Here is a 1,769-nt window from a genome sequence, read left to right as displayed (position 1 = left end):
CTTAATAGCCAAGTCGAGCGTGGCCAGCTCATGATGTGAAGGCGTGCGGAGCGGGATGGAAGATCTGAAATATCATCGGCTCCGGCTTGCCGATGTCATTGCCGAGACGGGCGATGCACATTCTCTCGTTTTCGAGCTTCCCGGCGATCTGCGGGATCGCTTCGCCTACAAGCCCGGCCAGTTCCTGACGCTCCGTGTCCCGTCGATGTCGGGCGCACTGGCGCGCTGCTACTCGCTGGCGAGTTCGCCGCATACCGACGATGCGCTGAAGGTGACGGTCAAGCGCGTCTCCGAAGGCGCCGCGTCGAACTGGATCTGCGACAACCTCAAAGCGGGCGACGAAGTCGAGGTGTTGCCGCCGGCCGGCGTCTTCACACCGCATTCGCTCGACGGAAATTTCCTGCTTTTCGCGGGCGGCAGCGGCATCACGCCGATCATGTCGATCGTCAAGTCGGCGCTGCGTCACGGCGGGGGCCGGATCGTTCTCGTCTATGCCAACCGCGACGAGAAGTCGGTGATCTTTCGGGGCGAACTCGACGCTCTGGCGCGCAGGCATCCGGATAGGCTGACGGTCGTTCACTGGCTGGAGACCGTGCAGGGCCTGCCTTCGGTCGATCTGTTGGCCGCAATCGCGCGGCCCTGGGCGGATCACGAATGTTTCATCTGCGGCCCCGGCATCTTCATGGATTGCGTGGTCGAGGCGCTGCACGGGCTCGGCGTCGCGCGCGAGTGCATTCATGTGGAGCGCTTCGTATCTCTCGCCGGCGATCCGCTGATCGAGGCGGAGGCGGCGAAGACGGCTTTCGCAACGCCGTCGGACGCCCCCGTCACGCGCGTCGAGGTTTTTCTCGACAGCAAGCTCTACGAACTCGACTGGCCTGCGGACAGGCATCTTCTCGACGTGCTGCTCGCCGAAGGCATCGACGCACCGCATTCATGCCGCATGGGTTCCTGCAGCGCCTGCATGTGTCAGCTTGAGGACGGAGACGTGAAGCTCGACAAGAATACCGTTCTCGACAAGACCGATCTCGCGGAAAACTGGATACTTGCATGTCAGGCGATTCCGCTGACCGACAAGGTGAAGGTGCGCTTCCCGACGTGATGCCGTCCGTACGTTAGTCCAACCGGACGATGCTCGTCGCGGGCACTGAATTAGGTTCGAGTGCAAGAACTCGCGGTCGGAGGAAAGATGAAGATCCTGGAGCTGGGCTACGTCGTCGTCGGGGCGACGGACATCGAGAAGTGGCGGAGCTTCGCCACCGACGTGCTCGGCATGATGGCCATCGATACACCCGAGGGCGGCCTGCACATCAAGATGGACGGCAGGCAGTTCCGGTTTCTCATCCAGAAATCCGATACCGACCGCCTCTTCAGCTCCGCGTGGCAGGTGGTCGATGCCGATGCGCTTGTCGAAGCGCGCGCCGAACTCAAGGCGGCCGGCGTCGATGTCATCGAGCCGTCCGACGACGAGCGCAAGGTCCGCTATGTGCAGGACTTCATCTCCTTCGTCGATCCGGCCGGAAACCGACAGGAAATCTTCTGGGGTCCGATTTCGGATTTCAAACGTTTCGTCTCGCCGATCGGCGTCTCGGGCTTCGTGACCGAAGGCATGGGGCTCGGGCATGTCGTGCTGCCGGCGCTCGAGACTTTCGATGCGACCGACGCCTTCTGGACCAAGACGATGGGCTTCGGCCTTTCCGACATCCTCCGCATACCCATGGGCATGACGCCGAGCGGCACGTCGCGGATTTTCTTCTATCACTGCAATC

The 1,769-nt window shown here is 62.2% G+C and carries 2 protein-coding genes; both read left to right on the top strand.

Annotation, left to right across the window (positions count from 1 at the left end):
* The first annotated feature begins 55 nt into the window (after positions 1–55).
* The gene (locus VMR03_RS17160; protein ID WP_325407377.1) at positions 56–1,102 is read left to right on the top strand and encodes a ferredoxin--NADP reductase; all 1,047 of its coding nucleotides are present in this window, start codon (positions 56–58) and stop codon (positions 1,100–1,102) included.
* 87 nt (positions 1,103–1,189) lie between these two features.
* Positions 1,190–1,769, top strand: a 580-nt coding sequence (locus tag VMR03_RS17155; protein ID WP_325407375.1) for a VOC family protein, incomplete at its 3' end; no start/stop codon positions are given.

Origin of the sequence: Parvibaculum sp. (genome assembly GCF_035511255.1) — a bacterium.
Taxonomy (GTDB): Bacteria; Pseudomonadota; Alphaproteobacteria; order Parvibaculales; family Parvibaculaceae; genus Parvibaculum.
Note: the sequence above shows the minus strand (reverse complement) of the source record. Positions and strands in the feature narration are given on the sequence as shown.